17 protein-coding genes are annotated in these 23,925 nt (G+C 52.0%); 7 read left to right on the top strand and 10 right to left on the bottom strand.

The window, feature by feature from the left end; all coding sequences use genetic code 11:
- Positions 1 to 711 precede the first annotated feature (711 nt).
- The 4 genes from H6F76_RS01220 to H6F76_RS01205 all read left to right on the top strand — a co-directional run bounded on the left by H6F76_RS01220 (position 712) and on the right by H6F76_RS01205 (position 6,208).
- Positions 712 to 1,149, top strand: a complete 438-nt coding sequence (locus H6F76_RS01220) for a FecR domain-containing protein (protein ID WP_190505215.1) — start codon at positions 712 to 714, stop codon at positions 1,147 to 1,149.
- Positions 1,131 to 1,397 (top strand): hypothetical protein, encoded by a 267-nt coding sequence (locus tag H6F76_RS01215; protein ID WP_206754312.1) that lies wholly within the window; start codon positions 1,131 to 1,133, stop codon positions 1,395 to 1,397. Before H6F76_RS01220 ends, H6F76_RS01215 begins: the two co-directional genes overlap by 19 nt.
- Positions 1,378 to 3,738: a CHASE2 domain-containing protein gene (locus H6F76_RS01210; protein WP_190505211.1), complete on the top strand. Its 2,361-nt coding sequence runs from the start codon at positions 1,378 to 1,380 to the stop codon at positions 3,736 to 3,738. The genes H6F76_RS01215 and H6F76_RS01210 overlap by 20 nt, the downstream gene beginning before the upstream one ends.
- 190 nt (positions 3,739 to 3,928) lie before the next feature.
- Entirely contained in the window at positions 3,929 to 6,208 is a 2,280-nt protein-coding gene (locus H6F76_RS01205) for an FdhF/YdeP family oxidoreductase (protein ID WP_190505209.1), read from the top strand.
- Positions 6,209 to 6,569: 361 nt separating this feature from the next.
- On the opposite strand, the gene H6F76_RS01200 is transcribed toward H6F76_RS01205, so the two are convergent.
- The 4 genes from H6F76_RS01200 to H6F76_RS01185 all read right to left on the bottom strand — a co-directional run bounded on the left by H6F76_RS01200 (position 6,570) and on the right by H6F76_RS01185 (position 12,565).
- A complete protein-coding gene (locus tag H6F76_RS01200) occupies positions 6,570 to 8,276 on the bottom strand; it encodes an ATP-binding protein (protein WP_190505207.1) in 1,707 nt (568 codons plus the stop codon).
- A 291-nt stretch (positions 8,277 to 8,567) separates the two neighbouring features.
- Positions 8,568 to 9,572, bottom strand: a complete 1,005-nt coding sequence (locus tag H6F76_RS01195; protein ID WP_190505206.1) for an XdhC/CoxI family protein — start codon at positions 9,570 to 9,572, stop codon at positions 8,568 to 8,570.
- A gap of 74 nt (positions 9,573 to 9,646) precedes the next feature.
- Entirely contained in the window at positions 9,647 to 11,116 is a 1,470-nt protein-coding gene (gene xylB, locus H6F76_RS01190) for a xylulokinase (protein ID WP_190505204.1), read from the bottom strand.
- 42 nt (positions 11,117 to 11,158) lie between these two features.
- Entirely contained in the window at positions 11,159 to 12,565 is a 1,407-nt protein-coding gene (locus H6F76_RS01185; protein WP_242036461.1) for a cytochrome P450, read from the bottom strand.
- A 256-nt stretch (positions 12,566 to 12,821) separates the two neighbouring features.
- On the opposite strand from H6F76_RS01185, the gene H6F76_RS01180 reads away from it, so the two are divergent.
- Together H6F76_RS01180 and H6F76_RS01175 are read left to right on the top strand one after the other, a co-directional pair.
- A complete protein-coding gene (locus H6F76_RS01180) occupies positions 12,822 to 13,847 on the top strand; it encodes an ABC transporter permease (RefSeq protein ID WP_190505202.1) in 1,026 nt (341 codons plus the stop codon).
- Positions 13,848 to 13,956: 109 nt separating this feature from the next.
- The gene (locus H6F76_RS01175) at positions 13,957 to 14,412 is read left to right on the top strand and encodes an EVE domain-containing protein (RefSeq protein WP_190505200.1); all 456 of its coding nucleotides are present in this window, start codon (positions 13,957 to 13,959) and stop codon (positions 14,410 to 14,412) included.
- Here H6F76_RS01175 and H6F76_RS01170 read toward each other — a convergent pair.
- From H6F76_RS01170 to dnaK, 3 genes are all read right to left on the bottom strand, one after another.
- A complete protein-coding gene (locus H6F76_RS01170) occupies positions 14,409 to 15,419 on the bottom strand; it encodes an ankyrin repeat domain-containing protein (RefSeq protein WP_190505198.1) in 1,011 nt (336 codons plus the stop codon). The genes H6F76_RS01175 and H6F76_RS01170 overlap by 4 nt on opposite strands.
- Before the next feature lie 337 nt (positions 15,420 to 15,756).
- On the bottom strand, positions 15,757 to 16,725 hold the full coding sequence (locus tag H6F76_RS01165; RefSeq protein ID WP_190446526.1) for a J domain-containing protein: 969 nt from the start codon (positions 16,723 to 16,725) through the stop codon (positions 15,757 to 15,759).
- Between the two features lie 128 nt (positions 16,726 to 16,853).
- Entirely contained in the window at positions 16,854 to 19,277 is a 2,424-nt protein-coding gene (dnaK, locus tag H6F76_RS01160) for a molecular chaperone DnaK (RefSeq protein ID WP_190505196.1), read from the bottom strand.
- A gap of 249 nt (positions 19,278 to 19,526) precedes the next feature.
- Between dnaK and H6F76_RS01155 the strand changes: the two genes are divergently transcribed.
- Positions 19,527 to 20,429, top strand: coding sequence for a bestrophin family ion channel (locus H6F76_RS01155; RefSeq protein ID WP_190505194.1), 903 nt, complete (start codon positions 19,527 to 19,529; stop codon positions 20,427 to 20,429).
- A 62-nt stretch (positions 20,430 to 20,491) separates the two neighbouring features.
- Here H6F76_RS01155 and H6F76_RS01150 read toward each other — a convergent pair whose 3' ends face one another.
- From H6F76_RS01150 to H6F76_RS01140, 3 genes are all read right to left on the bottom strand, one after another.
- Entirely contained in the window at positions 20,492 to 22,090 is a 1,599-nt protein-coding gene (locus H6F76_RS01150) for a peptide ligase PGM1-related protein (RefSeq protein ID WP_190505192.1), read from the bottom strand.
- A 254-nt stretch (positions 22,091 to 22,344) separates the two neighbouring features.
- On the bottom strand, positions 22,345 to 23,115 hold the full coding sequence (locus H6F76_RS01145; protein ID WP_190446530.1) for an MBL fold metallo-hydrolase: 771 nt from the start codon (positions 23,113 to 23,115) through the stop codon (positions 22,345 to 22,347).
- Positions 23,116 to 23,253: 138 nt separating this feature from the next.
- Positions 23,254 to 23,853 carry an aminodeoxychorismate/anthranilate synthase component II gene (locus H6F76_RS01140; protein WP_190446531.1) on the bottom strand — a complete coding sequence of 200 codons (600 nt, stop codon included), beginning with the start codon at positions 23,851 to 23,853 and terminating at the stop codon, positions 23,254 to 23,256.
- Positions 23,854 to 23,925: the final 72 nt, after the last annotated feature.

Genomic DNA, 23,925 nt, shown 5'->3' with positions numbered 1-23,925 from the left:
GGGCATATCCTACCCTGAGGTATAGATCAAGACATCCAGTTTTAGTTCAAAGTATTGATAGCGGCGATCAGGAACAGTATGAAAAACAAAGCAGAGAACCAACAAAGCAAAGCTGTTGAGTCCAACAACAGTAATCCGAATGAGTTTGATTTTGACCTTTGGGCAAGGCAGGTTCGCCCCCAACTGCTTGCTTCGCTGCACAAACGAGGAGCACGTTATTAAGCTGCTGGACTTTGATACGGATTGCCAGCATGAAAATTAGGACATCGAAGCCCCGGTTTCTTGGAGAAGTCGGGGTTTTTGTTGGCATAGACGATCGCGCCAGTTAGTACGATCGCGCTTTAACTTAAACTTTTTCAATGCCCCCTAGATCGTCGGGCATACATTTAGGTTGAGATGTACTCAATAACGATGGTGCTGTCCTGCTCTCTGGTGTGGAGCACTTAGCACGTGTAGTGTGCCAACCATAAGTATGTGCCTCGCCCTTACCTCATATCCCAGTGCAACATCATCCTGACTAATCCACTATAGAAATATGTTAGAGAGGCATTCATGAAGTGTCAGGCTATGCTGGTGGGCATCGGTTTTGGAGCAACCGTGCTGGTATGTCTTACAGCGCAAAGTGGGGCGCAGCAATTGCTACAGGTGCGGGTCGATCGCTGACTGCAAGTGCAACGGATAACGAATAATGTGACTTTTGAGCATGGAGGGATGCAACGAGCAGCAGTGGGCGATCGATTGCAAGCGGTGGGCGATCGTCTTAATTCTGGCAATCACTCTACTCCTACCCTCTTTATGGATACGGGTGTTGGCACTGTTGAAATGTCGGAGAAAACAACTCTGCGTGTGCGACAGCTAGATATTGCTACTGACAACGGACGGATTACTCGTCTAGAAGTGCCAACGGGTAATGTGCGTTTACAAGTGCGTCCCTTCACGAACAAAGGTTCGCAATTGGAGATTCAAACTCCCGTTAGCTTAAGTGGAGTACGGGATACTGAGTTTGGCATTGCTGTGCAGCCAAATGGCAAGACAGGGCTAGCAGTGCTAGAGGGTAGTGTTGTTACAGCAGCGCAGGATCAAGCCGTTGGTGTGGCACAGGGCTTGCAAAATTTACGATGCCGAGAGAAGTGCCCTCAACACCTGTAAAACTGACGAATGATACGAGCTTGCGCTACAACTTTAAAACGATTGTCGAGCGAGGGGTACGGCTAGCGCGGTTGCGTGGTCAGGTTGACCCAGTCAATAGTGTTACAGTGGACGGGGTGTCCCAAGTAATCGATCGCCGAGGCGTGTTTCAAACGGACTTGCGCCCAATGCCGTCTTACCTGAGAATGCAGGTAATTGTTACAACGCCCCTAGGAAGAACAAAGACGTATGCACTGGCGCTTCAGTAGAGCTGCATGGCGGCTGCTTCCAGGTAGTTTGACAGCCTTTGTTTTCGCTGCTTTGCTGTCTCTTGGTGCCTTGCAACCGTTGGAGCAGCTAGCTTATAGCATTTTGTTCCAGCTTAGAGGCGGACGCGCGTGGGACGATCGCCTGGTGCTCATAGCCATTGATGATGCCAGTATTAAACAGCTTGGTCGGTTTCCGTGGTCACGTCAGCAATATGTGAAACTGCTGAATACTCTATCGGCAAAAGAAGCGACTGCACCAAGCGTTGTAGTGATTGACTTGATCTGGTCTGAATCCAGCCCTGATGATGCCAAACTTGCTCAAGCAATCAGTCGATCGAGCCGTGTAGTGCTGGCTCAAGCACGGGACAGCACTGGGCTACCTCTGCTACCAGTACCCGCTTTGCAGAATGCTGCGATCGCCACTGGACATATTCTTAGCCGGACGGATGCTGATGGGCTGACTCGTGTAATCAATCTTTTTGACAACAACATACCGACGTTGGGATTAGCAGCAACGCAGGCATACACACTGGTACAAGCCTCAGTGCCATTGCCAACTACCCCGCAACCACTATGGATTAACTGGGCAGGACGTGCCCAATCGTTACAGCAGTATTCGTTTAACGATGTGATTCAAGGACGAGTACCGGCACAGGCGTTTCAACGCAAGATTGTCCTGGTAGGCTTAACTGCTGTTGGTTTTGACCCACTGAGTACACCCTTCGATCGCAACCCACCTGTCACTGGTGTGTACCTCAATGCGGCAGTGGTCAATAACTTACTGCAACAAAATGCGCTGCAACCCGTTTCATTCACCTGGTCCTTGCTGATTCTCTGTTTGGCGGGTCCTGGCTTAAGCCTGCTGTTGAGCGATCGTCGCGAGTCGAGCCAAATTCTCATCTCGTTAGGACTGTCATTTAGCTGGGGAGTCGCTAGTTTATGGCTGTTCCATCTGGGCTACTGGGTGCCTGTTGTCCTACCGCTAGGGTTATGTAGCCTCACCACGCTTGCCATCAGCTTCAACGATCGCCTGCGCTTAGCGACTCGCCTGCAACTACAGGTACAGCAGCTCTGGCAAAGACATCGAGCCGATCTTGTCACGCACTTGCCAGATGCCATTGAAGGCAAAGATGCCCACCCCTATCAGAAAGCGGGTTTGTTGCAGAGTGTCACCCGCATGACGGCGTTAGCAGAGCTGTTTGCCCGCTCTCAATCAACACAGGCAGCAATTGCTCGTAACCTATCGATCGGCTTGTTAGCGGCTGATTTTGATGGTGTTATCTGGTTCTGCAATCCAGCAGCGGCAGATTGGTTGCAGGCTGAGGTCGGCAGTCAGTTAAGTGAATATCTGGTGCCAAACTGGATCAGCGAAGACCAGTGGCAAGCTGATTTACAACGACTAAAGCAGCAAACAGCCACCAAAGTGAGGGAGGTGAGAGAATGCCAGCAGGACGATCGCTGGTTTGAACTACAGCTAGAGCCGCTGGTTTATCAACTACAAAGTCCCAGTCCTGATAGAGCCGACGGTTTTCTCGTCGTTATAGAAGATATTACGCCTCGCAAGCAGGTAGAAGCCACGTTATACCAACAGGTAGCAGAACTCCAACGAGTAGGACAGCTTAAAGACGATTTTCTCAGCACTGTCTCGCACGAACTGCGATCGCCCATGACTAACATCAAAATGGCGATCGAAATGCTCAAAATCTCTCGTTCTAAAGAGGCAACTGATCGCTACCTGCAAATTTTGCAAAATGAATGTGCCCGTGAAACAGACCTGATTAACGATCTACTCGACCTCCAGCGTTTAGAAGCGGGTGCTCAAACCTATACCCCTGAAGCCATTGATCTCAGCGATTGGCTGCCGCCCATTCTTCAATCATTCTCCCAGCGTGCCGAAACCCAGCAGCAGAGCCTGCAAATGGACTTACCACCCCAGTTGCCTGCGCTAATTTCCGATCAGCCCAGCCTAGAACGCATTGTAGTAGAGCTAGTCAACAACGCCTGTAAGTACACGCCACCTGATGGTGCAATCAAAGTATCCGTCAATTTAACCGCTCAATATTTTGAGTTAAGCGTTGATAACTCGGGTGCCGAAATTCCAGCCGCAGAATTGCCCCGCATCTTTGAAAAGTTCTATCGAGTGCCGCAAGCCGATCCGTGGAAACGTGGCGGTACAGGCTTGGGGCTAGCGTTAGTGAGTAAATTGGTAGACTGTTTAGGTGGCAAAATTTCAGTCAATAGTGGTTCTGGGCACACTACATTTACCGTGCAGTTACCGACGGTTGATGAGCAACCAGCAACGACACAAAGGGCAACTGACGCGGAAACTAGCAGCCATTAGCCGCTTGTAGCTCTCTCTAATGGTTCATTTGACAAGCCTTTGTTGCGTTAGGGTCGCTAGAGAAACAGCTCTAAAGGGGAATGTATGTAACGATCGAGGAACTTGCTATTGCAAGGGCTTTGTCGCGGTGCTGCTGTAGTGAACATTTGCTCCGCTTGAAGCCATCGTTCCCAACGCAGAGGTTAGCCCGATGGATGCAGAGACGCAACAGAATATCCCGCCCCTTCCCCCGTTTCATGAGACAAATGACGAAACGCCCGCGATCGGCGGTGGTCCTTCGATCATTCAGTACTGGGCAAAACATACCCTATCGCCAGAAGGACCGAAGCTGTGGCAAACGTTGCTGCATAACAGCGCCTGCTTGTCCTGCGCCTGGGGGACAGGAGGACAGAAAGGAGGTTTTACCAATGAGGATGGTGAAAAGCTCCAGCGCTGCATGAAAAGCGTCGAGGCGATTTCGTCGGAACTGAAGCCTGCGATCGCCCCTCAATTTTTTGAGACGCACAGCCTTGGTGAACTGCAACAGCTGACATCAATGGAAGCCGATCGCCTGGGACGATGGAGCTTTCCAGTCATTTTGCGTGCGGGCAAATCGCACTATGAGCGGCTTTCCTGGGATGAGGTTTATGGGATCGTCGAAGTCGCCTTTCGCAAGCCACCGGAACGAGTGGCATCTTATAGCTCCGGGCGATCGTCCAATGAGGCAGCATATCTGCTGCAACTAATGATCCGGGCGATGGGTTCAAATAACCTTGCAGACTGTTCTGATCTTTGCCATGCGCCTTCTACCGTTGGGCTAAAGCAGGTTTTTGGCACCAGCACATCAATGGTGAGCCTGGAAAGTCTGAAAAAGGCAGACTGCGTGGTTTTGGCAGGCTCTAACGCGGCGTACAACCATCCTCGCTTGATGAATGAGTTGATTCGACTGCGCGATCGTGGTGCCAAGATCGTCGTCATCAACCCCATGATGGAAACAGGGTTGGTGAAATTTGGCTCGCCTGCCTTTCCCGATCGTTTGTTGCAAGGTGCTGAAATTTCGTCCCTTTACCTGCAACCGATTCCTGGTAGCGATGTCGCGCTCTTTACAGGCATTCAAAAAGCTCTGCTTGAGCAAGGCTTAGTCAAAGAAGACTATTTGAAAGCGCATGCCGACGGATGGGAAGCAGTAGTAGAGCAGGCGCGATCGACCACATGGAATACCATCACCGAGATCTGCGGTGTCTCTCAACCAGAAATCACAGCAGCTGCGACCATCATTGGCACCTCAGAACGGGTCGTTTTCGGTTGGGCAATGGGCATCACCCAGCACGAAAACGGCGTGGATAATGTCGTCAGCATCGCTAACACGGCTCTTATGACAGGCAATGCGGGCAAAGAAGGGGCAGGCACTATGCCCGTGCGGGGACATTCCAACGTGCAGGGCTTTGGCTCGATGGGTGTCACTGTTAAGCTCAAAAAGGAGATTCAGGAAGCGCTCGAAACGCTGCTGGGACGCCCCCTCAGTAAGGTTCAGGGTTATCACACTCGCGATCTGATTGAGGCTGCCGATGCTGGCAAAGTCGATACGTTACTCTGTCTGGGCGGTAACCTGTACGGCGCAAACCCTGATTTGACCGAGGCAAAACGGGCGATCGGCAATATCGAAACGGTCATCTATGTGGCGACTAAGCCGAATGTGGGGCATTTTAACGGGTTGGCAAAACAGAACACGATCGTTATTCCCGTATTGAATCGCTTTGAGAATCCCCATAAAACGACCGTGGAATCGGGCAACAATTTTGTGCGCTTGAATGACGAAGGCAAAACCCATCTCAAGGACGCAGATCTGATCTCGGAAGTGGAGTTTCTCACCACGATCGCTCATCGTATTCTGGGCAACGAGCCGGTTGATTGGCGCAAACTTCAGGACACCAAGTATGTGCGGCAACTGATTGCTCAAACCATTCCTGGGTACGAGAAAATTGGCGCGATCGATGACACAAACGAAGAGTTTACGATCGACGGACGCCTTTTCACGGAACCGAAGTTTGCCACCCCGTCGGGCAGAGCGTCTATGTTTGTCACACCACTGCCCACGCTGACGTTACCAAAGCCACAAGACTTTGGCGTACCAGCATCAACACCAGGTATCACTCTGGCACTGATGACAGGGCGCAGCTACTCACAGCACAACACAGTGGTTTACAAAATTGGTGACCACTATCGCGGGATTCCTCACCGCAACTGTATTTTGATGAATCGCCTTGATGCGGAGTCTGTAGGTCTGGATGCACATCAGCGAGTCACTGTGCAGGGTGATGCAGGCAAGCTCGAAAATGTGGAAGTGATTTATGGGGCTGTGCGTCCCGGTGCGGCAGTGATGTTCTACCCGGAAGTGAATGTGATTTTTAAGGCAAGAATCGAGACGCGATCGGGCACACCTGCCTATAAGCGCGTTCCTGTTTTTGTTTATGCAAATACCGCTGCTTAAGTGCTTGGGCGATCGCTTTCTTGACCGTAACGCTCAACGTTTATTGGTTGAAAGGTCAGCTTTCTTGGAAGGGCGATCGCGATCTCCTACTGGTATAACGGGCAAACAAAGCGATTGCATTCTAAATGTAAGAATTACGCTCGTCCTTCTTATTACCGTGCAGCGGCACGATCGTCATTGTCTACAACACACTCAGAGAGAGAATTAACCCACTTATACGATCGTCAGCAGCAGCATATTCAGCGTCGCTGCACACTATAAACGCCTTTAGTTAGCGCTTCCCCTTCTACCCCTCCAATTCCCTTTTTCTCCATCACCCTTTCACCCTTCCTCTCCATCACCCTTCCACGCCTCCACTCTTCTACGCCAGCAAGGTCGCAACCTTCTCCAAAAGCTGATACGGCTGCACTGGCTTTGTCAGGTAGTGAGTAGCACCATCTGCGGCTGTGTCTTGTCTACGCTCCGAGGTGTCTTCGCTCAGCAGCAGGACTTTGACAGCTTGGAGGGTAGAATATTGGTGCAAAAACTGAGCGATCGCTCCGTCCTCCAAACCAGGTAGCTCTACATTGGCGATAATCAGGTGCGGCTTAAGCAGCTTAATTTGCCTCATTGCTGTAGCACCATCAACCATCCATACGACCTGAAAGCTTGCGGCGGTAAGCAAATCGCAGATGAGCATTGCGGTTTCGTCGTGGTCTTCAATCAGTACAACACGTTTACCAGCAGGCAGAGGCGTAATTACTTCGGGCAGTAAGGGTGCGGGCAAGCTGGGTGGGTGCTCGCCTTTCTCGGTAGGTTGGGCGATCGCTTGGGCAGGCAACCAGACGCTAAAAGTTGTCCCTACGCCAACGTGAGAGTCTACTTCAATGATGCCGTGATGCAGTTCAACTAGCTGCTTGGTCAGCGCTAACCCTAAGCCCACACCGTCATGAGTGCGCGTCAAGGCATTATCCAGTTGTTGAAACTTTTGAAAAAGCAGGTGGCGCTGGTTCTCTGGAATGCCAATACCAGTATCCTCTACCTGAAAGAGAGCCGTATCATGCTGGATGCCAAAGCGCAAGGTGATTTGCCCACCCTGGGGCGTAAATTTGATGGCGTTACTTAGTAAATTCAGCAAGATTTGGCTGACGCGCTGTGGATCTGCCATAAAGAAGTCGTTTGTAGCCGCAGTTCGATCGCCAGTCGCAGTCGGAAGTGCCTTCAGATATAGCTCAACGCCTTTAGACTGCGCCTGTTCTTGGAGCATTTGTACACTTTGATGAGCGACCTGAGCCAGCGAAAAAAGTTTGACATCCAGCGTTACTTTGCCTGCCTCTACTTGAGACATATCTAGAATGTCATTCACCATTGCTAGCAGATGTTCGCCGCTACGCTTAATTAGCTGGAGGTATTCCTGTTGCTTTTGGAGCGGAAAGGCGTTTTCTGGCTTCATCACCATGACGCGCAACAACGTTTCTGCCATGCCGATGACGCAGGTCAGGGGCGTTCGCAGTTCGTGGCTCATCGTAGCCAAAAATTCGGTTTTGATGCGATTGGCTGTTTGAGCAGACAGCAGTGCCTCTTTTAGTTCCTGGGTGCGCTGTGTGATGTGTTGTTCGAGCAAGTGTTGTTGCTGCTGCTGAGCCTGAAGTTGAGTCTGAGGGGCAACCAAAACGTCTGCCAGTCGCAGCGTAAACTCACTCTGCACCACTGGATCGTTCACCTGTAGGTGCTGACTTGCTTTCTGTAAACGGCACACTGAAACAGGATCATCCTCAAGTTGGCTGATCAGTGTTGCAAGAAAAGCGGCGATCGCTGCGGGGTCAAACGTTAGCTCAACCTGATAATGCGACGGTTCGGCATGGAGTGATGAATCTGCCAGTAATAAACCGCTGAACGGCTGCGAAACAACAGCGATAAAACGTGTTGCCCGTTCAAGGGTTGCGCGATCGCCAAACAGAGTCGCTTCTGTAAACACCCAAACCGTTGGATCGTGTGTCTGGGCAGTTTGCTGCAAGACGTTGCCAAGCTGCTCGAAGAGCTTGTACGGAAGCACACGGCTCATGCTAAAGCCTGGGTCAGACGGCATTTCACAGATTGAAAAGACGGACGCTTAAACAAGCTCATTCACTATAGCGGGTATCAATGCCATGAAAAAGGCAAACATTGTGAAGGCATCTCTCCCTAGTGCAATCTTTTTCGGGGCGCACTCCCTACAGTCGTCGGAAAGAGCGTTAGAACAGACATCAATCTTGGAACTTCCTTTAAGCAAGGGTTTCTATTTATCCCTCATCCTTTTTCTATAAGGGTTTCTATTTATCCCTCATCCTTTTTCTATAGCTGTTGTGTTAGCTGCTCGTAGCGTTTAGCGATCACGGCTTCATTCCATACTCAGAGGTGTAGCAGCTAATGATCCAGATAGCGATCGACCGTTGCCACCCCGATAGACGGCAATCAATTCGGCGCAGATGCTAACGGCAATCTCGGCAGGCGTAAGGGCACCCAGATTCAACCCGATCGGTGCATAGATGCGTTCCAGTTGAGCCGTGAGTAAAGACGGTGCCATATCTGGGATACCCTCTTGTTGCAGCGCTTGTAGAACGGTTTTGACTCGCTTTTGGCTGCCAATCATGCCGATGTAGTGGGGCGATCGTGGCAGCAGTACTCTCAATGCGGCTAGATCATGCTGATAGCCGCGTGTCACCAGGGCAACGTAAAGCAACGCTCCAGTGTTCAGTGTCGCAACGGCGGGGGCGATCGGCTGAGCTAAAACAGTCGCATCAGAAAAGCGCTGGTGGTTGGCAAACTCGGGGCGATCGTCCTGCACGACGACACGAAAATCAATCAGGTGCGCCATGTGCGCTAACGGGACGGCAACATGACCCGCACCAACAATGAGTAGGGTGGGAGGGTGGAGGAGTGGGGTAATGAAAGCAGGGTCGTCGGGAGTCGCAAGCAGGGAACTGGGAGTAGATAGATAGGGCGATCGCGCCGATGCGAAGGGCATTATCAAAACGCGGTCTTGTCCAGCCTGCAACGAGACGACGATCTCATTTGCAAGGGCTAGGGCACTTTCGCCCTGCCATCGTTCTAGCCAAACGTGCATTCTGCCGCCACAAATGCCCTGCTTTGTGTGCTCTAGATTGCCGGATAGGTCAATATCAACCCCTTGCTTTTCGCCTGTCGCCAAGACGTGTCTAGCGTGTTCAATAATGCTGGCTTCACCTGCACCGCCGCCGATCGTGCCAATACTGCTGCCATCAGAGCGAAATAGCATCATGGCACCGACTTCCCTGGGCACTGACCCTTGTACCTTCACCACTGTTGCTAACACAACCGATCCCTGCTGAAGCGCTGTAGCAAGCTGTTGGTAGAAGTTGAGCATGGGTTACACGATCGTGGCGATCGTCTGCACTGATAAAAGCATTGTCAGAGAGGGGTGCACGGATTTCAGTATCACTAGGGTAAGTGTTTGCGCCAGTAACGCAGTTGAGGGTAGAGGGACTGATAGCGTGACCACGCATCGGTAAGTCCCACATCAGGTGATCGAGGCATGGTTGGGTAAGCTGTGCTCGACACGGGAGGCACGGCAGACAGATCAGCATAAGCTCCACTACCCATGCCAGCGAGAATTGCAGCGCCTCGGGCAGATGCCGTGGAAACCGTGATGCTGTGCAGAGGCAGTTGTAGCACGTCAGCCAACAGTTGTTTCCACTCCGGTTCCAACGTGCCACCGCCTGCCAGGCGTAACTCGTTTGCATCAATGCCCGTCGCTACGATCGCCTCCAGTCCTTGTTTCAAAGAAAATGCAACCCCTTCCAGGGCTGACCGCATAAGGTGCGATCGCGTGTGGTGAAGCCCCAAACCCACCCAGGCACCACGGGCGTTAGGGTCGAGATGGGGCGTACGTTCGCCTGTGAAATAGGGTAAGAAGGTTAGCCCTTCGCAGCCAGGAGCAACCGTGAATGCTTCGGCATAGACCTGCTGCCAGCTTAGCCCCAACAGTTGGCGTACCCATTCCAGCGCCAAGCCCGCGTTCTGCATGGCGGCGAGCGTATACCACTGGTGAGGGAGTGCCGCGCGATACAGATGGGTGCGAACCTGTGGATCGGGGATCGGCTGTGATCGTAGTGTGACAATTTGTGCCCCAGACCCCACCGTTAATTGCACAATGCCGGGTGCGAGTACACCCGTACCCAGCATCGCTGCCGCCGTATCAGCCGCACCTGCAACTACGGGCAAGCCTGATTGCAAACCAAGATGGGCAGCCGCTTCCACGGTTAAAGAGCCTGCAATGCTAGCAGATGGTACGATCGCAGGCAACCAATTAGCACGGAGATGGAGTGCCTCTAAAACATCGATCGCCCAGGTATCTGCCATGACATCGTACAGCAGCGTTCCAGACGCATCGGATGGTTCAGTCGCAACGGCTCCAGTGAGGCGAAACCGCAACCAATCCTTGGGTTGGAGCGTCCAGCGTGCAGTTTTGTAAATAGCTGGCTCCTGTGCCTCTAACCAGAGCAACGTGGCACCTGCCATCCCTGTGGTGATAGGATTCGCAAGCTGTTTGTGCAAGTTGAGAGGCAGCGTACGGTAGCGCTCGACTACCGCACTCGAGCGCGTATCTGCCCAGAGAATCGCAGGACGCAACGGCTCTCCCTGTTCATCCGTCAGCACCACACCGTGCATCTGTCCCGACAGCCCAATTGCCAGCACACGATCGTTCGGCAGACAGTCGTCCTGATTCTGCATGACCGTCCTGACGGCGATCGCCACTGCTTGCCACCACTCGGCTGGATCAGTCTCTGCCCACCCTGGCTGCGGCGCTTGTACAGTGTAAGCGTGAGAAGCTTCGGCAATGACTGTGCCATCGATCGCCAGCAGCAGCGCTTTTACCGACCCGGTGCCTAAATCAATGCCGAGCAACATAGACAATGCAAACAGTATTGTGCTCTTGATCTGATCATTCGCTCAAGCCATTTCCACAGCTAGCGCAGATTCCTGGCGCGATCGTAGCCCTGTCAGCACCATCTTTACCCCTCTAGCAGGAGCCAGTGTCACACCACGACGACGAGGAAACTCTGGCTGCGTGTCAGCAAGCGCCAGCTCATAACGAGAGAGAATAGTTGCCAGCGCCAGCTTCATCTCAAACATTGCCAGCGCTTCCCCAATGCAACGCCGGACACCGCCACCAAACGGCATAAATTCATAGGGTGTGAACTGTCGCTCTAGAAAACGCTCGGGACGAAACTGCTTTGGGTTTGGGTAGAGGTCTTCGCGCTGATGCACCAAATAGATACAGCCCACAACCATGTCGCCTGGTTCCAGACGACGACCGAGCATCGCGATCGGCTCTTGGACAACTCTGGGGAAGGTCAGCATCGCAACGGGATAAATCCGCAGCGTTTCGTTGCACACAGCAGTGAGGTAGGGCAGGCGAAAAATATCGGTGGGTTCGGGCGTATCGCCAAGTGTGGCTAGTTCTTGCAGCAGTCTCTCGCGGATAGCCGGTTGGTGATGCACCCAGTAGAGTGCCCAGGACATTGCTGTTGCAGTGGTTTCGTGACCAGCAAAGAGCAGCGTCATCAGTTCATCACGCAGTTCTTGATCGGTCAACGGCTGCCCAGACTCGTCCCGTGCAGACATTAGCAAAGAGAGAATGTCGATGCGATCGCCCTCTGGCTGCAAGCGTCGTTCGGCAATTTCGGCATAAATGAGTGAGTCGATGTGCTCGCGATCGCGGACAAACTTGCCCCACGGGCTCCAAGCGCCGAGGTCTTTTTGCAAGCTATTAAAAAATAGAAAGCTGGAGGAAAGCGGTGAGCGAAATAAATCTGCCATCGAAGCAAGTAGCTGCTTGAGCTGCTGAAATCGATCGCCCTCCGATAACCCGAAGACTGCCTGCATGATGATATTCAACGATATCTCTTGCGTTACGGAGCGGGCAGAAAAAAGTTGATCGAGCGGCAGTTGATCAAAGGCAGCAGTCGTCAGTTCACCGATCAACTGCCCGTAGGCACGCATCCGTTCGCCATGAAAGGGTGGCATCAAAAGCTGCCGCCGCCGTTTGTGACGATCGCCATCCAGCATAATGACAGCCGACTCTCCCAACAGTGGTGTCAAAATGCGATTCGTGCAGCCAGGGGCAAGAAAAGTCTTGCGATCGTTCGTGAGCATTGCTTGAATTGCTTGCGGTTGGTTAACAAACACTAGACCGCCACCAAACCCAACCACACTTGCCGCAAAGATCTCGGGATGTTGTCGTGCTGCCGTTTCCATGTAACTAACCGGGTCGCCAATCCACTGCAACTGCTGCAGCCAGGCAGGTGTTTTGAGGGAGCTCGGCAGTGAGTCTGGCAGTTGCATTGTAGTATTCATAGCGTAATGATGCGACTAATTTAGTGGGTAGTGTTTGAAATGGAGAATAATGATTCATACGGTTAGCACTAGCGCTACCACTGCGACAATTCTAAGCACAACTCCCAGTTGGATGCAGTCTAGCTTGAAGGGTGAAACGCCTCTCACTTCTGGGGTTGATTGAGATGGAGCAGCACTAAGAGACGCGATCGCTCACAGCCCCTACCACTCTAGCAACTTACCCCTCACTCCTTACTCCTCACCCATCACTGCCTAAATGTCTCGCTCTAGTTCTCTTCGTTACTATATTCTGACTCGCTTATTGCTGGCACCGCTCATGCTGTGGGTCATTACAACAGCGGTCTTTTTGTTGCTGCGATCGACCCCTGGCGATCCCATTGATGCGCTGCTGGGCCCCCGTGCGCCGCAAGCTGCCAAAGAGGCGTTGCGAAATCAATTGGGGTTAGGCAAGCCGCTGATTGTGCAGTACTTCGATTATCTGTGGAAGCTGCTGCACCTGGATTTAGGTACATCACTGGTGAGCCAGGGGCAATCCGTTTGGGAGATTATTCTCAAGTTTTTTCCAGCGACTGTAGAGTTGGCGGTGTTTAGCATGGCGATTGCCTTAATCGTTGGCATTGGTGTGGGCGTGCTGTCTGCCTCCCGTCCCAATTCGTCCTTTGATCTAGGCGGTCGGCTCTTTGGCATTCTCACCTATTCGATTCCGCTGTTCTGGCTGGGGATGCTGTTACAGCTTATTTTCTCGGTGCAGTTGGGTTGGTTTCCGTTGGGCACCCGTTTTCCAGTAACGATACCAGCACCCGAAGGCATTACAGGGCTTTACACGATCGATAGTCTTCTCGCAGGCAACCTGACGCAGTTTTTCAACGCGCTGTACTACTTAGCGCTACCCTGCTTGACGCTGGGCATTCTCATTAGCGGCATCTTTGAACGGATTGTGCGGGTAAACCTTAAGCAAACCCTGAAGTCAGACTATGTGGAAGCTGCCAGAGCCAGAGGCATTCCCGAACGGCGCATTCTCGTCTCCCACGCGCTGAAGAACGCGATGATTCCAGTGATTACGATCCTGGGACTGACGTTTGCTGCAATGCTGGGTGGCGCTATTCTGACGGAAGTAACCTTCTCCTGGCCCGGACTGGCAAATCGCCTTTATCGTGCTATTTCGCAACGCGACTACCCAATGGTGCAGGGTATTGTCGTCTTTTTCGCGGCGATCGTCGCTGTTGTCAGCATTCTCATCGACATTCTTAACGCCTATGTCGATCCCCGCATTCGCTACTAGCGTGGCACCATTAACGCTAAAATTCCCTCATTTACAACCATCAGCAAAAACTGTGATGACGCAGCAGCAGCTTGAGATGGTGCAGAAGCAATTGGAATCGCTTTAAGACATGAACTACTGGTTGATGAAATCGGAGCCGGATGCGTACGGCATTGAAGACTTGAAGCGCGATCGTACGACTGTTTGGGATGGCGTGCGGAACTATCAGGCTCGGAACTTTTTGCGCTCAATGGCTCCCGGTGATTTGGTCTTTTTCTATCACTCCAACACTACGCCACCTGGCATCGTCGGGCTGATGAAAGTCGCAGAGGCAAACATTGATGACCCCACTCAGTTTGATGCTAAAAGCAAATACTACGATCCAAAAGCAACAAAGGAGTCACCACGTTGGCAAACGGTCGTTGTTGCCTTTGTCGAAATCTTCCCGCAATTCCTTTCTCTAGATGCGCTCCGCGAAACCTTCAACCCCGATGAGCTGTCGGTCGTCCGACAAGGCAATCGGCTCTCGGTGATGCCTGTGCCAGAAGAAGTTGCACAGACGATCCTCAAGCAAGCAAAGGGCTAGACGTGATTCATCGCTCTATGACGCTTGAGCAACTCAATGATGATACGAAGCTTGGCTGCACGCTCTTCTTTGCCCTCGGTGTTAGAGTCAGGGCGCTGAAGAAACCCCAGTGATTGAGTCGCATAAAAAAGCGGTGTCTGCCCTAAAACATCTTTAGCATTGCTGTCTGACCCTTGGGCTAGCAACCTTTCTACCAGTGCAGGGCTGTTACCCTGTCTAGCGGCAATGTTTAAGGGAGTGCGACCACAATCATTTTTGGCGGCAACGTCTGCACCGTTGGCAATTAATACTTCTGCAACTGAAGTTTGACCATAGTAGGCGGCTAAGTGCAGGGGAGATGCTCCCCACTCGTCTAGCGCTGTGCGATTGCAGAAGAACCGATGGAGGAGATTCCCGCTGCTTTTGCTATTGACCGCCGCACCCTTGGCAAGCAGCAACTCTGCGATCGCTTGTCGGTCTGCTGCATTCTCTCGATAATACGACTTTGCAATTGCATGCAAAGGGGTGACCCTAGTGCCATTCTTCACATTCGCATCGGCACCTCTAGCTAGCAAAAGTTCTGCAACTTCCCAAATCTGCCAACTCGCTACCTGAGTTTTGTCTCTGTCGATTGCCACCAAGGCTAGTGTCAGCGGCGGTGACTTTTGACCTCGATCCCAGTGGGTGCCATTAATCTTTGCACCTCGGTCAAGCAACATCACTGCAACTTCGCGGTTCCCATACCAAGCAGCACAACCGAGGAGGGAGACAGAGGTCGGTCCATATGAATCAGTGGAACTGGCGTCAATGGCGTTAGGGTTGCCGCCTTGATTGAGATAGTTTTTGACTGCATCAGCATTTCGAGCTTTTATTTCGTCACACAGCTCTGGCGGAGCAATCCCCAGTAAAGTTCTGACTGGAGCAGGAATCGAGGCTCCCAGCATTGCAAATAGGATGATAAAGCGAACGAGCCAAATACTGAGTGCTGTTAGACCCACAACAGAGACAACCCGCCAAATGAGAGGCAAGGTTTTGCGCACCGAGGATGAAGGCTCCCTTAGGGGACTCATAACAAATGAAGATGACTGGCTGCCTAGGGACAACTACACACTATGCTGAAGTATTCCGTAAATAAGGAGTTAACTGAGGAGCGTCGATGGTTATATGGTCGACCTCCCAGAATTCAGGCGTTCGCCCACTTCGCTACAGACCCCTTAAAACTGTCACAAGCAGAGTGTTTTCATACAAAAAAATGGACTGAGCAGTAACTTAACACGATGCCATCCATGCCTCTCATGGAACGATTAAAAACTATTGCTGCTCCCCGCAACCACAAGGGAGAATGACACGCAACCATTTACGCCCTTATACAGGCAGATCAGCACGAGGATTAAAGGTTTCGAGCTGGCGCAGTTTTTCGTAAAGCTCGCGTTCTTGGGGACTGGGGTCGCGTGGCACCATAATTTGAATTTCGACAATCTGATCACCGCGTCTGCCGCTTGCTGTAGGGTAGCCTTTAGCAGCAAGGCGTAGGCGTTGACCTGTCCGCACACCAGCAGGAATCGACATTTTAACTAAACCGTCTAGTGTCGGTACCTCAAGCTGTCCACCTAAAACAGCTTCGCTAGGCGTAACGGGCAGCAGGCATTGAATGTCGGAGCCTTCGAGCCGGAAAAAGGGATGGGGCGCAACGTCAATTTTGAGATATAAATCGCCGCCTGCAACACCTTGTCCCTTCAGCCGGATGCGTTGTCCAGTCACCATACCAGGCGGCATATTCACTTCGAGCGATCGTCCATCTTCCAGCCGAATCCGTTCTTGTCCGCCAGTGTAAGCCTTCTCTAAAGGCACTGCCAGTCGTGCTTCAGCATCTCGTCGTGTCGCTCGTGGCACTGTGTAGGCTGTTTTGGTGGTGCCAGGTTGGTAGTAGTCACGTGTGCCTGTGCGGGCAGCGTTGGCTTCTTTAGCGGTACGGCGATTCAGAAGTTGATCGACGAAGCTATTGAAATTGTCAAATTCACCAAAGTCAACGTCATCAGCCGCGCGATCGCTCCGTCCATCCCAACCGCGTGACGGTTTCGCTGTCTGCCCACCTTTGAAGCCTCGCTGTTGCCAGAACTTTCCGAATTGGTCATACTGACCGCGTTTTGTGGGGTCAGAGAGAACTTCATACGCTTCGTTAATGTCTTTGAACTTCTCTTCTGCCTGCTTGTTGCCAGGGTTTAGATCAGGGTGAAATTGTCGCGCCAACCGCCGAAATTCCTTTTTGATTTCGTCAACGGTGGCATCTCTAGCCACGCCTAAAATGTCGTAATAGTTCCGAAAGTCTTGCATCTAAGTAATGTCAGGAGTCAGGAGCCAGAGGTGATGGGATGGGCAGTGGAGGCAATAGGGGCGTAGGGACGCAAGCAGAATGCAAAACTCGAAATCTTGTCCCTTAGCCTTTATCCCTTAGCCTTGCCTTAAAGCCACTCATCTTCTTCATCCCAGTTGTCTTGGTAAAGGTTTGGGCGGGCATTTTTGGGCGGGCGAGAGGGGCGACGATCGCCGCGATCGGTCGTACGAGGTTCGGCGGGTGGGCGGGTGTCACCACGAGGGGGTCTGCTAGTATCACGGTTGCGCTCACTATCATAACCGCGCTCATCGTCATAGCGAGGACGTTCATTGGCACGTTCAGACGGGCGTTCAGACGGACGATCGCTAGGGCGATCATTCAGGCGCTCAGACGAGCGATCGTTATAACGGTCACTGCGAGGCGCTCTACTACCAGCATCTTGTCCGCTATAACGACTGTCGCTCCAGGAACCTGAACCAGCGCCATAATCATTGCGCCCGCCATAGCGGCTGTCGTCTTGGCGGTTATCGTCCCGTGCCCCACTGCCCATGCCATAGGGACTGCGCCCGCTCCCATAACTACTGCCGCCATAGCCACTGCCGCCATAACTACTGCCACCATAGCCACCGCTGCCGTAGCGATCGTAGTCCCGGCGATCATCTTCGTAGTAGTCGTCATCATCGGTAAAGAAGCTTTTGATGGCTCCAAACAGACTGTCGCTCTCTTCGTCTTCTTTGTTGCGTTGATAGACTTCTCGACGCAGATCGTACAGCGCATCATCCAGGTCGGCTTTAGCTCGATCAATGCCGCGATCGTCGTTTTGAGTAAGGGCTTCGCGCAAGGATTGAATGGCACGCTCGATTTTAGAGCGATAACTGCTGACAAACTGCATCCCAAAATCCAGTGTGGCTTCTCGCAGTTGGCGCTCTGCCTGAAAGATTTGAGATTCTGCCTGGTTACGCTTTTCGACTTTTTCTTTCTTTTGTCGGTCTACGTCCGCATACTCCTGCGCCTCACGCATCATCCGCTTGACTTCTTCATCGCTCAAAGTCGAAGCACCCTGAACAGTAATACTTTGCTCGCGCCCAGTGGTACGTTCCATTGCCGCCACCTGCAAAATGCCGTTTGCATCAATGTCGAACGAGACCTGAATCTGCGGTAGACCGCGTGGCGCTGGGGGAATGCCAACGAGCTTGAACCGCCCGATCGATTTGTTACCTGCTGCAATGTCTCGTTCGCCTTGCAGGACATGAACTTCCACCAGCGTCTGATTATCTTCGCCCGTAGAGAAAATATCTGAACGGCGTACTGGAATGGTTGTGTTGCGGGGAATTAGCTTTTTCATGACACCGCCAACGGTTTCTAGCCCCAGCGAGAGCGGCGTGACATCCAGCAGCAGCACATCCTTAACCTCGCCAGCCAGAATACCAGCTTGAATTGCGGCACCCACTGCAACGACTTCATCAGGATTCACGTTCTGGTTCGGTTCGCGATCGATCAAACTGCGCACAAGCTGCTGAATGACAGGAATACGCGTAGAGCCACCCACCAGCACCACTTCATCAATTTGACTGGGACTCAAATTTGCATCCCGAATCGCTTGCTTAACGGGGTTTCGCACACGGCTAATCAGGTCGCTGCACAAGCCTTCAAACTGCGATCGCGTGAGGCGTGTTTCTAGGTGCTTGGGTCCCTCTTCGGTCGCCGTGATAAACGGTAAGTTGATATCGGTAACGGTGACACCCGACAGCTCAATTTTGGCTTTTTCGGCGGCTTCGCTGAGGCGTTGCAGTGCTTGGCGATCGCGCCGCAAGTCCACGCCTTCTGTCTCTAGAAACTGTTCTGCCAGCCAGTCCACAATCTTTTTATCAAAGTCATTGCCGCCAAGCTGCGTATCGCCGCTGGTTGCTTTGACTTCAAAGACACCATCGCCCACATCCAGAATGGAGACATCAAACGTGCCACCTCCCAGGTCAAACACGAGAATCGTTTGATTATCCCGACGATCCATCCCATATGCCAGAGAGGCAGCCGTGGGTTCATTCAAGATCCGCTTGACTTCCAGCCCTGCAATGCGTCCGGCATCCCGCGTCGCCTGCCGCTGAGAGTCGTTGAAATACGCGGGCACCGTAATCACAGCGTCAGTCACAGGTGTACCCAGGTAGCGGCTGGCTTCATCCACCAGCTTGAGCAGCACCATCGAGGCAATTTCTTCTGGGGAGAACTCTTTTTGGAGCCGGGGACACTTGAGCTTGATATTGCCGATGTCATCTTTGCGAACGGTGTAGGGCACTCGCTTAGACTCTGGGCTAAGTTCCGCGTACTTGCGGCCGATGTAGCGCTTCACTGCATAGAACGTATTTTGCGGATCAGAAATCGCCTGCCGCCGCGCTAGTTGGCCCACCAGACGCTCACCATCCTTGCTAAAGCCAACGACGGATGGAGTGGTTCGCATCCCCTCGGCATTGGCAATTACGACTGGCTTGCCGCCTTCCATCACAGCGACGACTGAGTTGGTTGTTCCCAGGTCAATGCCGACTACCTTGCCCATGCGTGTCTGATCTCCCGTAAGCTGCTTGCGCGACGTACTTTTACTGATACGTTATGTTGAGTTTATTCTATCGTGTGGATGCAGCAGACCCCGGTAATTGCTGGGATGAAGCCTGCTGACGATCGGACGTGCGATAAAGCAGGCTGTTTGGACGCATTTTCAGGCATCCTGCTCCTGTTGCATCCTTAGAATCAGCGATGCCTGCGATCGTTTAAGCTGCTTGAAATAGTTGTAACTGATTTAGAGCTAATGGTTACAGAACGTAAGCAGTGGTTTCAAACTGTCTTTCAGATCAAAGGATCGGTTATTCCCTCCATTCTGGGTCGCACCGTGCTTTGTGGTCTCTTTGGAGTAGTTATTTCAGTGCTGTCTTACTGGAAACTGCCGGTAGCCATGCCTACCTTAGCCAGTCTGATTCCTAATATTGTGCTGGGGCTACTGCTTGTCTTTCGCACCAATACCGCGTATGAGCGTTTTTGGGAAGGGCGCAAATGCTGGGGCACGCTAATTAATACGGTGCGTAACTTGGCACGGCAGATTTGGCTGGCGATCATTGTCTCTACCCCAGAGGCGCGCGCTCAAAAAATTGTGGTGTTACGGATGCTCGTTGCCTTTTGCGTTGCTACCAAGCTGCATCTGCGGCAGGAAAGCCTCAACGATGAACTAAGCAAACTCTTGCCGCCTGCCAAGTACGAGATCCTCAAAACGATGCACCATCCGCCGCTGGAGATCGCATTTTGGATTGGGGACTATTTGCAGCAGCAAGAGCGCAACCACCTGAATGCTTATCAACTCAGCGCCATGCATAAGTTGCTAGATACACTGGTCGATATGCTAGGAGCCTGCGAGCGCATTCTCAAAACGCCGATGCCAATGGCGTATGCTATTCACCTCAAGCAATTGCTGCTGCTCTACTGCCTCTCTCTGCCCTTTCAGGTGGTGGGTAGCGTTGGCTGGTTGACGGGTCCCGTTGTCATTCTGATCAGCTTTACCCTCTTCGGCATTGAAGAAATCGGTATCGAAATCGAAAACCCTTTCGGGCACGACGCCAACGATTTGCCCCTGGATGCCATTTGTGCCACGATGCTCCGCAATATTGAGGATTTGATTTCGCTGAAGCCAGGGTGCGAAGAGATAAAAGATAAAGGCTGAGGGATGAAAAGTTTTGAGTTACTTCAACTTCCCGCGACCCTTTTCTAACTTTTGCCTTCTGCTCACCATCCCATCGGTAGGCTTGTAAGCTGAGATCGCTCCTCCTCGCGCCCCGATCGGGTTTCTTCATCCAACGCACGAATGAGGCGGTGGTGCATTTCCTCCGCCTGCTGAGGCGAGTTGCCGATGCTGGTTAAGCCCAGCTTGCCAAATTCTGACAAACAGCCGATGAGGTGAAACACGGTGCCCGTTTCGGTGCTTGTATCAAAGTGAAGCTGATGCTGGGCAATGATGTCCATCAAATCATTCGGTAGCAAACCCTGATAGCGATCTTTCTGAAGGTTATCGGTAGCAACGTAATACTTGGGTCGTCCCTGCTGGCTATAAAACAGACCGCTAGAAAGTTCATACCGCCCATTGGTGAGAAACTTAAGCGTCATGAAGGGATGAGTTGTGCCACCTTTCCGCAGGTTGATTTCAATCGCCTGTATATCCCAGGCTGGCTTGTCGGGTTGATTGGGTTGATGCACCGCCACAAAATCGATACCAAAGCGCTCCATAGCGCCTTTTTCTGCCAAATTTTTGCCAATGCGTAGCCCTAACTCCTGTAGGCGCAGGCGATAGGCTTCGTCTGCTGGAAAACTACATCCCAGGTAAATCTGCCCACTGGGTCCGCCTAGAATCTGGTCGTGGGTAGAGAGAATTTCAACTTCTCCGGTTGGTGTAATTCTGCCCTGGACGCTGGGCGATCGCTTCTCTTCGCCTTCCAAAAATGCTTCGACGATCGCCCCAAGCTCGACAATACGGCGGCTGAAATTCTCCCAAGTTTCGGCTTTTGCTTCAAATTTGAGGTGACTAAATTGCTCTTGCAACGCTTTGATGCGCACCTCGGAAGAGGCTGCCCCTGGTTCTACCCCTTGTATGGGACGCAAATCTAGGATGGCATTACCCTCCCCCGAAAACCCCTCATTGAGCTTCACGACCATGCGCTTAAGGGTTGGCTGCCGCTCCCACAGTGCATTGGCAGCGTTCGCTAGTTCTTCAGCGTTCCAGAGGCTATTGCTGCCATCAGGATGGGGAACTCCGGCTTCAGCAAAAATCTGGCGGCTACCGCTCTTGGTGCCCCATTGTAGTAGGGCTGGATCGAGCGCATAGAGGGGAATATCAAGCTGAACGGATAAGTCGCGCTCTGCCTCGGTGGAGTTATAGCAAATCATGTAAGCACGATCGCGCTGCACGGCATGACGAATGCGCTCTAGAAGCCGAGGGCGATCGAGAATTTTTTGACTAAGGGGACTCAGTGATGAATCGTAGGTTGATAACAGCAATAGGCGATCGCGGGCATGAGAAAACGGAATACCTGGCAGCAGTTGCAGGTAATAGTCAATCACGCTAGGGTGCAGCGGTTGCGATGTGAGATAAACCAGCCGTGTGCGAGGATTTCGCAGCCGAATCAGTGAAAACAGCAGTCGTTCTTCGTAGTGGTGCACCCCTTCAATTTTGAGCAGTTCCCGTTGGTCAAGGCTAAGTGACGGTATCACAACGATATCGGCATCACTACCATCGAATAGTTCCATGGAGTGCCAGCGATCGCGCAGTTGCATTTGAAGTTGATGAAACCGAGCCGCCGTCTCTGAGGCAGAAAGAGTCTTCGTTTGCATCGCTACCCGTTCCGTACGCCTCCAGTCATCCTCATAACATTTATCTTATGATGAGCGGGAGAAAAGTCTGTCTGCTTTGCGAGAGAGTGTCACTCTCAGCGCTTGTTAAGTAGCTAGACGCAATGATTAATGAGACGCATTTCGACTTTGCTCAATGCTCTCTCCTCTATTTATCAATACTCTCTCCTATATGTAGGTGAGTTGAGCGCAGTCGAAACCCGGTCTCCAAGTAGTGCTTAATGTAGCCTTCCTACTTAGAAGGGATAGCTCAACACCTGAATTGCCATACCCTCTTTGGGCAAATCAGCTGATCGCAGGCTGATAGTAGCACCACTGCGACGCACAGGCGTACCGCTCATTAACGAGAGAAATTGATCGACACCAACGCTCTCACAGGCTTTTGATGCTGCCTTCGTGCGGTAGTGCGTTGGAATAATTAGCTTTGGGTTCAGCACTTGAATGGCTTGCTTTGCCTCTTCAGGGGTGTAAACATTGGCACCGCCGCCGATCGGCACAAACAGCACGTCTGGGCGACCCATCAAAATTTTCTGCTCTAGCGAAATCGCGCTAGCAATACCACCGAGATGAAGAATATTTACTCCGCCTTGTTGCCACTGCCACGCTACATTGCTACCAAAGCGCTTGCCGCCAATGCGATCGTGATCAGTCCGAATGCCCTGAATCCGCTTTTTATTAAATTGATACGTACCCGATTCATACAGCAAACGTGGGTTCCCTGGAACGATCTCTACCGCACCTTCATCCAGTAGCTGACTGCTAATTAAGACCAATTCAGCCGAGACTTTGGGCGGACGATAACCAGCCGTACAGCCGAGAGATCGAAACGGGTTTACCAAGATCCGTCGCCCGTCACCCGTGAAGAGAAAACAAGAATGCCCTAACCACTGCACTCCAAGCGCTCCTCCGGTTTGAGCATTGGAACGCTGCCAACCAGAAGCCACTCCCAACCCTAACGTAGACAGTAAGCCTGCCCCTGCATAGCGTAGCAATCGCCGCCGTCTCATAAGCTCCTCTCACCAAAACCAACACAAGAAACGTTTTGAGCCTTAAGTGTTAAGTTAACGGACAATAAGGGGGTATGAACCCAAACTTAACGCCCAAAAATCAGCTCAAAACGCAACACCTGTAACTCTCAACTGTATTCACTTGTGACTTGCGATCGACGCTAAAAAGTTCCTTAGTAGCTGCTTGCCCGACGCAGTGAGAACACTTTCAGGATGAAACTGAACGCCTTGAACATGGGGATACTGCCGATGGCGCACACCCATAATCGTACCGTCATCCACCCAGGCAGTAATTTCTAGCACGTCTGGACACGCTTGCCGATCAATCACCAGACTATGATACCGGGTTGCGGTCAGTGGATTTTCTAATCCTTCAAAAACCCCTATACCTGTGTGATGCACTGAAGACGTTTTGCCATGCATGAGCACAGGGGCAGATACAATCTTGCCGCCAAACACTTGCCCAATGCTCTGATGCCCCAAGCAAACGCCCAAAATCGGCAGAGTAGCACCGAAGGACTCAATGATGGACTGCGAAACTCCCGCATCTTCAGGACGACCCGGACCCGGAGAAATCACGATCGCATCCGGCTGGAGCTGACCGATTTGCTCAAGCGAAATCTGATCGTTGCGATAGACCTGAATTGCTTCTGCTACCGGAAACTCAGCACCTAGTTCGCCTAGATACTGCACCAGATTGTAGGTAAAGCTGTCGTAGTTATCAATGACAAGAATCATGAGAAGCCCGAGACTGAGGGAACAGAAAGCAGAACGTTGCACATTGCCTTAGCTGCGCCATGTCTTTCTTTA

This window comes from Leptolyngbya sp. FACHB-321 (genome assembly GCF_014695975.1).
GTDB lineage: Bacteria > Cyanobacteriota > Cyanobacteriia > Leptolyngbyales > Leptolyngbyaceae > Stenomitos.
This window is presented reverse-complemented; position numbering and strand designations above follow the sequence as displayed.